Genomic DNA, 8945 nt, shown 5'->3' with positions numbered 1-8945 from the left:
TTATATCAACGGATATTACAACAATGTTAGACCACATCATTATAATGCAGGTTTAGCACCAAATGAATCTGAGGTTAGATACCAAGATTCTAAAACTGTGGCCAAAATTAGTTGACCACTACAAAACTAGCTTTCTTGACGATGGAGAATCTGAGTGTAGCTTTTATTTCTCTCAAAAAAGACAAAGTGCCTTAGTCGATATTTTAAATCTATGGATTAAATATAGTTCGATTTCTAATGTTAATAGAGATAAATATACCGCTGACGATTTCCGACATGAGTGTTTTATAACAGAAGTATTGAGAAATCAGCCTAGATAGAAGCTAATAATTACAAACGCATAAAATTTGAATTTCTTTTTAAAGAGTTATTTTTAATAAAAGCTAAATTATATTTTACGGTTAATTTCTTAAGTTTAATATGTAGTTAAAAATTTAACGCGAGTTGCTCAAGTCTTTCATCTTGAACCTATTACCTTCAAGCTCCAGACACAAAAAAACCTTGTCACTTTCGTGGCAAGGTTTTTTTATTAAAGAGTCGTTGCTTATTTAGCTGTGAAGCTTACAGGGCGACGTTCTTTACGAGGACCGCTGCGCTTATCACCGCGTGCGCCGTCATCTTTATTAAAGCTGCGTTTCTTATCACCAGCTGGACGCTCAGAGCGTTCGCCACGTGGTTCAGCAGGACCTTGATCAGTTGTAATTGTTAAGCCCATAGGGCGTTTACAAATAAACACTTTTTGGAAGTGATCAAGTACATCTTTAGGCATGTTTTGCGGTAATTGAACCGTGCTGTGATTGTCGTGTAGACGAATATCACCAATAAACTTGCTTGAAATGTCAGCTTCGTTAGCGATAGCGCCAACAATATTTTTAACCTGAACACCATGTTCACGACCTACTTCGATACGGTAAGTATCCATAGGACCTGCATCACGGCTGTTACGTTCGCGAGGTTTACGCTCAGCGCGTTCACCACCACGTTCGCCGCCACGTTCGTTACGACGTCCACGGTCACCACGATCGTTGCGTGAATTGCGGTCGTTACGCTCGTTACGTTCACGAGGTTGAATCTTAACTTCTTCAACTTTAATTGGCGACTGTTGCTGTGCTAAACACAGTAACGCACCCGCTAAGCTTTCAAGAGGAAGATCAAGTTTTTCAGCCATGTTAGTAGCTACTTCATTGAAGAACGTGATGTCTTTGTTTTCAAGCGCAATAGTTAATTTTGCTTGTAACGCTTCGATACGTTTTTCTTCAACAATTTTTGCTGTAGGTAATTCAACTTGAGCAATTTCAGACTTCGTATGACGAATGATATTTTTAAGTAAATAACGTTCGTTATGTTTTACGAATAAGATTGCTTTACCAGTACGACCAGCACGACCTGTACGGCCGATACGGTGAACGTAGGCTTCAGAATCTTGTGGGATATCGTAGTTGATAACTAAGCTTAAACGGTCAACATCTAGACCACGAGCTGCTACATCTGTTGCAATAACGATGTTTAGCATGCCACTTTTTAAGCGATCTACAGTGCGTTCACGTGCTTGCTGGTTCATGTCACCGTTAAGTGGAGCAGCAGAGAAACCTTCGCGCTCTAATAACTCAGCAAGTTGTACTGTATCGTTACGTGTACGAACGAAAACAATAGCACCTTCATATTGCTCAGCTTCTAAGAAGCGAACAATTGCTTTATTTTTATGTACGCTTGCATTCCAAAACACTTGCTCAACAGATGATACTGTAGAGTTACGCGCAGAAATATGAACCTGTTCAGGATTGTTCATATATTTGCTGCTGATGTTTTGAATTTGCTTAGGCATAGTCGCAGAGAAAAGACATGTTTGCTTTTCGCGCGGTGTTTTTTCCATGATGTTTTCTACATCATCGATAAAGCCCATACGTAACATTTCATCGGCTTCATCAAGTACAAGTGCTTGTAGAGCATCAAACTTGATAGTGCCACGGTTAATGTGATCGATTAAACGACCTGGAGTTGCAACAATAACCTGAGCGCCACGACGAAGTGCGCTTAATTGGATACTGTAGCTTTGGCCACCATATAGTGCCAATACTTCAATACCACGAACATGTTTAGCATATTGTTCGAATGCCTCAGCAACTTGGATCGCAAGCTCACGTGTTGGTGTGAGTACAAGGATCTGTGGCTGTTTCACAGACGGGTCAATATTATTTAGTAATGGCAGTGCAAATGCTGCGGTTTTACCTGTACCCGTTTGAGCTAGTCCCAGTACGTCCTTTCTTTCTAGCAATAACGGTATACATTGAGCTTGGATTTCAGATGGTGTCTTGTAACCCAACTCTTCAACTGCCTTCAAAATTGCAGGAGAAAGATTTAGAGATTCAAACGTGACTGGTTCTGACATTAATACGCCTCAACGAATTTAAAGAGGCGCGCATTATATAGGATTCGCGAGGCAAATGCTTGTATAAATTGAAACTAATTTCTATGTGTTTGATGTTGGTCGAAATTTAACCAGTTTAATTTGGGGTTTATTAAACTGGTTAACATATTTAATACAACGCTTATTTGTACAAGCCTAGGTTTTCTTTTGCGTAAGCTTCAAATTCTGTAAATCCACCGATGTGATTTTGATCCACAAAAATTTGTGGAACGGTAGGGCAAGGTTTACCAGCTGACTTTTCAAGATCGGCCTTACTAATGCCTTCTTTAATTATATCGATGTAACGAAATTTAAAGTCATCACTTTCATTTGATAGTTGCTCCGCAACATCTTTTGCACGAACACAATATGGACAACCTTCACGGCCAAAAATTACAGTTAACATAGCTTTCTCCTCAATTTGATTAAAATCAGTTTAAATGATTGAAAAATTATTTAAAGCAAAAAAAATCGATTACACCATTCTAATAAAAACCATAAATCATATATTGCACAGCAATATGATTTGCAAAATGCGAATGAGAAACTAAAGCGTTGTCTGACTAATACTTAAGTATATGAATGCAAGTGTGTTTACAAGAATTAATTTGTGGCACATAACTTGATGATTAAGAGGTATACATTGGGTTAACGAGAATACTTTATGAATATTAATAGTCACGTGTTAGAAATTATCCAAGGGGTAATCGGTAAATATTGTGAAACCCAAAATCGAATTTTTTCAGTTACTTTAATTAACAAGTTGCAATGTAACTACGTTTGTTTGCAAATTCCTCTTGAGCAAATGATTGCGCAATGCGAGGAATTTCTGATTCCAGCGCTAGCATCTGTTAAGCAGAGCTTTTTACTTAACCTAGAAGCAAATATACAAGGGGTTAGTCTTCATTACCAGATTGATGATTCTGAGCAAGTAAGCACGCTGGATTTTCATGGGCTTTTAGCAACAAAAGAGTCTGTTAGTTTGGCACTTGATATTAGCCAAAATATAGACGTTCTAACTGATTGTGAGGCGTTATTTAAAAGTTGTTTAATAACATCGGATAATACCCATGAGCGCTTTGGCTTAAATTTTAAATTATTCAATAGCACTTTTAAGGAAACGGTACAGATTGAAGATTTACGTCACCTTAGTGGTGATGCGCTAACTGATAAACTAATTGGTGACAGCATAAATAGACACATAAAGTTATGCACTATTAGCGACATTAGTGAGCTGAGCCAAGAGAATAAACTATCTAAAAAAATATTAGGTTGGCCATTTTTTGATACTGACCTAATTACTATTTTAACAACATTTCATACGCAAACACGTTTATCTGTATTAGTGGCGGATGATAGCTTACCAAGCCAAATTGCAACAAAAGTGATGCTCGAAATGCTGGGCTGCTTAGTAACATGTGCAGAAAATGGTGCTAGTGCCTTAACGCTTGCTCAAAATGAACCATTTGATTTACTGCTCTTAGATGAGCGCATGCCAGGAATGTTTGGCAGTGACGTAGCACAGCAATTAGTGCGTCAAAATACCCCTAATAATAATACACCCAAAGTTATTTTAACGGGGCTAACAGGGGATGAGCAGATAGCTGAGTTATTTGAAAAAGGTATTACGCACTATTTACAAAAACCAGTGACCAAAGCAGTGCTCGAAAAGTTTATTAAACCTTGGCAATTAGCGTCTTAAATTGGTTAATAAGATGGCAATGATGCATGACTTTTCTAAAACAGCGCTTATTTTGATTGGTTTTCAAAATGATTACTTTTCACCAAAAGGTATTTTGTATGACGTGGTTGAAGAGTCGTCAAGAATTACTGGCGTGGTAGAAAATACACTCTCTTTATTGACCGTCTGTGCAGAGCAATTTGCGTTAGTTGTTAATACACCCATTCATTTTACACAAAACTACAGTGAGCTTAAAAATCCGATTGGCATATTAAAAGCTATTGCAGATGTGGGCGCATTTAAAGCAGGTTCGTACGGCGCTCAAACCATTGAGCAGCTAGATTTTTTTAGCAATGTTATAGAAGTGGTGCCTGGGAAAAGAGGTTTAAATGCTTTTACACATACTGCTCTAGCGCAAAAGCTCAAAGAACATGGTGTCACTAATGTAATTTTAGCCGGTACGGTGACTTCTATTTGTATTGACTCAACTGCGCGTACGGCTGTTGAACTTGGTTTTAACGTCACTATTTTAAGTGACTGCACATCGAGTCGCACTCCTTTTGAACAAACTTTTTACTGTGAAGAGGTTTTTCCTCTTTATGCGCGAGTTTGTGATAGTAAAACTTTTATTAAGCATTGGAGAGAGCATGGATAACAACGATGAACTACAAGTGCAAATCCAATATGCATTGGTCGAAAAGCTCTCCAATAGTAATCGACGTCAAGCAAAGCTATTAGCTATTTTAGATGAATGTATTTTTGAGTGTGATAAACATTTAAATCTTACCTATATTAACGAAGCATGGGAGAAGAAACTAGGTTACTCAAGCGATTCATTAATTGGTTCTAATATTACTAAGTTAATGAATTGCGATGATATTATGCATTTTGTTGCATACAGTTGTTGTTTGCTTGAAGGAAAGCAGACTCCTAGTGTAGAAATACAAATAAAAAATAGTCACGGACTCTTAAACTGGTTTGAGTTGAGGCTAGTTTATGATGAAAAAAGCGGTTTTATAGGTTCACTCTATGACATTCAACGTCATAAAGACTCACAACTTTTGCTTACACAACAGCAAAAATATGTAAAACGCTTATCGCTTGTTGCGAGCCATACAAATAACTTAGTGATAATTACAGATAAATTTGGCGTAATTGAGTGGGTTAACAATAGTTTTGAAGTACTTACAGGTTACGCCTGTGATGAGGTTATAGGCACCAGTCCTGGTCAATTACTGCAAGGGCCAAAAACATGTGAAAAAAGCCGTAAGGTCATGTCTCATGCCGTAAAAAATGGACTTCCTTTTCAAGTTGAAACTACAAATTACGATAAAAACGGTAATATTTATTGGGTTGCTATTGATGCAAACCCAGTGCGAGATGATGAAGGCCAAGTAAAGCACTTTATCGCTATAGAAACTAATATTACGCAGCGAGTTAAAGCCGAACAAGCAATGGCAGAGATAGAATATAATTATCACTCTGTCGTTGATAATATCCCTGATATTGTTTTACGCCTTGATACATTTGGCAATCTATTATTTATAAATCAAGCATGGCAGCGAGTTCTACACAGCAAGGTAGATGAGAGCCTTGGCTTACCTATAATTAAGTTTATAGCAAAAGAAGATGTAGAAAAAATTAGTAGCACTTTACTTGATTATAAACAAGGTAAGCGTGACATTCGTCGCTTTGATATACGTTTAATTAATGCACAAGGTATAAATAACTGGGTCGAAATTACACTTACTCCAATTGTTGGTGGCTACGAAAGTGATTTATCATCAATTGCTGCGACACTTGTGGATATACAAGAGCGTATTGAAAGCGAGCAAATATTACTTGAGGCTAAACATCAGGCAGAAACCCTAGCTGAGTCAAAAAGCCGATTCATGGCAAATATTAGCCATGAAATTCGCACGCCATTAAATGCTGTGATTGGATCTGCAGATATTTTGCATCATACCGGTTTAACTTCTGAACAAATGCGCTATACACAAATGATTAAAACAAGTTCTGACGCGCTATTAAGTGTATTGGACGATGTATTAACGTACTCACGTTTTGAAGCACAAGCCATAACACTAAATAATCAGCCATTTAGTATTGATACGTGTATTGAAGAAGCAATAGATATAATTTCCCAAAGCGCTTTACAAAAAGGGCTTGAGGTTATTTTTGATTTTTATCCTGATGTACCAGCTCAAGTAATTGGTGATCATGCCCGTATAAGACAAATAGTCATAAATTTATTAGCCAATGCGATTAAGTTCACTCAACATGGTGTAATAACGGTTACTGTTAAGTGCACTCATATTGAAGGTAATAATTTAAACCTTTATATATCTGTAAAAGACACGGGTATGGGAATTGCAAAAAATAAAATTGACAGTATGTTTATGCCTTTTATTCAATCCGATAATTCAATTACTCGAAAGCATGGTGGTAGTGGCTTAGGGCTTGCGATATGTAGGCAAATTTGTGATGTGGTAGGTGGAGATATTTCGGTTAGTTCTGAGTTTAATAAAGGAAGCGAGTTTATAGTTAATTACCCGCTGCAAATAGACACAACTGACTCAATTTTAAGAGAAGGGTTTGCAGCACGAAGTAAAAAGCCAAAAGTATGGATAGTAGGAAGTCACGAAATTCTAAAAACAGCCTTGGAGCATACGCTCACTCGGTTTTCTATCACTTTTGAACATTACGAAGTATCCCCAGATATACCCAAGTACGATAGTTTTCCTGATGCAATTGTACTAACTGATCCTCAAATGTTAGCCCAAACACGCGAGCGTATAAATACATACAACTCCCTTAATTCACCGTGTTTACTCATCCTAGATTTGCTAGGTAAAAGCTTATTACCGCAAAATATTAACGACAGAGAGCTTAGGTTAAATGGCCCTTATAAAGTATCGCATGTACTACGGGCAATTAGTTTATTAGAAGAGCAGCTGTTTCATTTGGATATTATATTTACCAATCGTGAGCAAAAAGAAACTTTAGAAAGCCCCTTAGGGTTAACTCAGTTAAGCGGAACCAAGGTATTAGTTGCTGAAGATAATACGAATAATCAAGTTGTAATTCGACAGTTTTTAGAACAAAAAGGTTGCCGTGTACATATTGTTAGTGATGGTCAAGAGGCAATAATAAAGGCGCAAAACGATGAAATTGATATTATTTTTATGGATATCCAAATGCCAATACTCGATGGGATTTCTGCAACTAAAGCAATCAGAAAGTTAGGTATAGCCACCCCCATAATAGCACTCACTGCAAATGCGATTCATGGTGATAAAGAGCGATTTATAGACGCGGGGATGAATGACTATTTAGCTAAGCCAATTGTAAGTGAGACACTTTATTTATTACTTGATAAATATGCCCCAGAGCAGGTTATTGAATCTAAACATTTAAAGCTCTCTCGTTTAGCGCAAGTGTGGGAAAAGCTGAGTTGAGCAATGAAGGCTAGGGTTTGTTAAATGTTTAGGGTTAAATTTGTAGCAGTGTGTTTGGTATTTAGGCAAAGTTGAGCCTATGCAGTGTGGTTATTTTCCATAAATGGGCGATAACGTAGCATTAATGCCAAACAGGCGCTGCCCAAAGGGATCTTCCTAGGGGCTATTTACTCTTTGTTGCCAACATGGATGTAGGTAAGGGGGGGGGAGCAGAACGCGGAAGCTTTGCTCGGTCTTACATCGATGTAAGTCAGTAGGATAACGCAGGAGCAGTTACCGAGCCCGCTAGGTTATAAACCTCGCGCCGCGATTAAACCGCCTGTAGTTTGAACGAATTTTAATCCGCAAAGATCAACAGACAATATAAAAAGTGAGTTTGTGTTGCATAAAACTTGATAAACGGAGAAATTAACCTAGTATTTTAGGAGTAAGTTAAATTTATTTTTTAGTAATTAATGAGTGTTTTTAGTGTGTTTTTTTAATTTGATTCGCAAATTGCAATTCAAAATAAAAATAAAATGTTATGAACTTTATTTAAATACTCAATCATACCTTTAATTTATTTTAACGACATGATTTTGTAAGGTTTTTACTTTTTTGTAAAGTTGTTATCTGGTTGGCACGACTTTCGCAATATATTAAATATCAAATCAAGACGAATTTAGTTAAATTTTTAAGGGGTGCAATATGCAAACAAACACAAAAGCCAAACAACAGCCTAAAGGTAACAATTGGGTACTAACACCTGAAATTATGGTTTTGTCAATTTTGCTTGTTGCCACTTTAGTAATAGGTATAACAGTTTTACGAGGTAGCGATTCGATTGAACCGTTGGCAGATATTCAGCCAATTACTTTTACACAGGCTGATGTTGAAAACGCGCAGTTGATGAGTAATACGTTTGACTCGCAAAATACCAACTATGCACAACATGTAACTGCTTCTAAAAACGAAAATAACGACACTCTTTCAAACTAGAGACTTTTGCGCAGGTAACTATTTATAGTTGCCTGCGTTTTTTTATGTTCCTACCACCAATTTAATTTTTTATCCCTCCTCATAAAATTATTTATATTCTCTTAAATTTAGATGGTGCTTAACCTAAACAGGGTTTTATCAAAGCTTTCTCTTTTCTCATATACAACTGCTAATATTAGCTTTGGTCAGTATCTATTAACTGGCTTATCTGTGTTTTATAAGCTCGATTAAGCGCTCACTTGCCAATTTAGCTGCATTGCAAACTGAATTGCAAAATGCGAATGAAATGGGAGAAGTAAACCCATTTAATATTCTAATTTAACCACCTGAATATATTGGTTTTTATTTCTGTTTTTTTGTATTTAAAATGGCCTGTAAATTGCTCTTTATATAATAAGTCACTAAGAGTGAAACCGGAGCA

General features: G+C 36.9%; 6 protein-coding genes. 4 read left to right on the top strand and 2 right to left on the bottom strand.

The annotated features are described in order from the left end of the window. Positions 1–544: 544 nt before the first annotated feature. The gene (locus H5115_RS12540) at positions 545–2389 is read right to left on the bottom strand and encodes a DEAD/DEAH box helicase (RefSeq protein ID WP_007378970.1); all 1845 of its coding nucleotides are present in this window, start codon (positions 2387–2389) and stop codon (positions 545–547) included. A gap of 160 nt (positions 2390–2549) precedes the next feature. Beyond that, positions 2550–2813 carry a GrxA family glutaredoxin gene (locus H5115_RS12535; RefSeq protein WP_182755557.1) on the bottom strand — a complete coding sequence of 88 codons (264 nt, stop codon included), beginning with the start codon at positions 2811–2813 and terminating at the stop codon, positions 2550–2552. 258 nt (positions 2814–3071) lie between these two features. On the opposite strand from H5115_RS12535, the gene H5115_RS12530 reads away from it, so the two are divergent. The 4 genes from H5115_RS12530 (at position 3072) to H5115_RS12515 (ending at position 8524) form a co-directional block, all read left to right on the top strand. Next, entirely contained in the window at positions 3072–4109 is a 1038-nt protein-coding gene (locus H5115_RS12530; protein ID WP_259396393.1) for a response regulator, read from the top strand. A gap of 13 nt (positions 4110–4122) precedes the next feature. Then, the gene (locus H5115_RS12525) at positions 4123–4743 is read left to right on the top strand and encodes an isochorismatase family cysteine hydrolase (protein ID WP_259396392.1); all 621 of its coding nucleotides are present in this window, start codon (positions 4123–4125) and stop codon (positions 4741–4743) included. Further along, a complete protein-coding gene (locus H5115_RS12520; RefSeq protein ID WP_182755555.1) occupies positions 4736–7546 on the top strand; it encodes a PAS domain-containing hybrid sensor histidine kinase/response regulator in 2811 nt (936 codons plus the stop codon). Before H5115_RS12525 ends, H5115_RS12520 begins: the two co-directional genes overlap by 8 nt. A gap of 687 nt (positions 7547–8233) precedes the next feature. After that, on the top strand, positions 8234–8524 hold the full coding sequence (locus H5115_RS12515; protein WP_182695800.1) for a hypothetical protein: 291 nt from the start codon (positions 8234–8236) through the stop codon (positions 8522–8524). Positions 8525–8945 lie beyond the last annotated feature (421 nt).

It is taken from the genome of Pseudoalteromonas sp. SR44-2, assembly GCF_014163745.1.
Classification (GTDB): Bacteria; Pseudomonadota; Gammaproteobacteria; order Enterobacterales; family Alteromonadaceae; genus Pseudoalteromonas; species Pseudoalteromonas distincta.
Note: the sequence above shows the minus strand (reverse complement) of the source record. Positions and strands in the feature narration are given on the sequence as shown.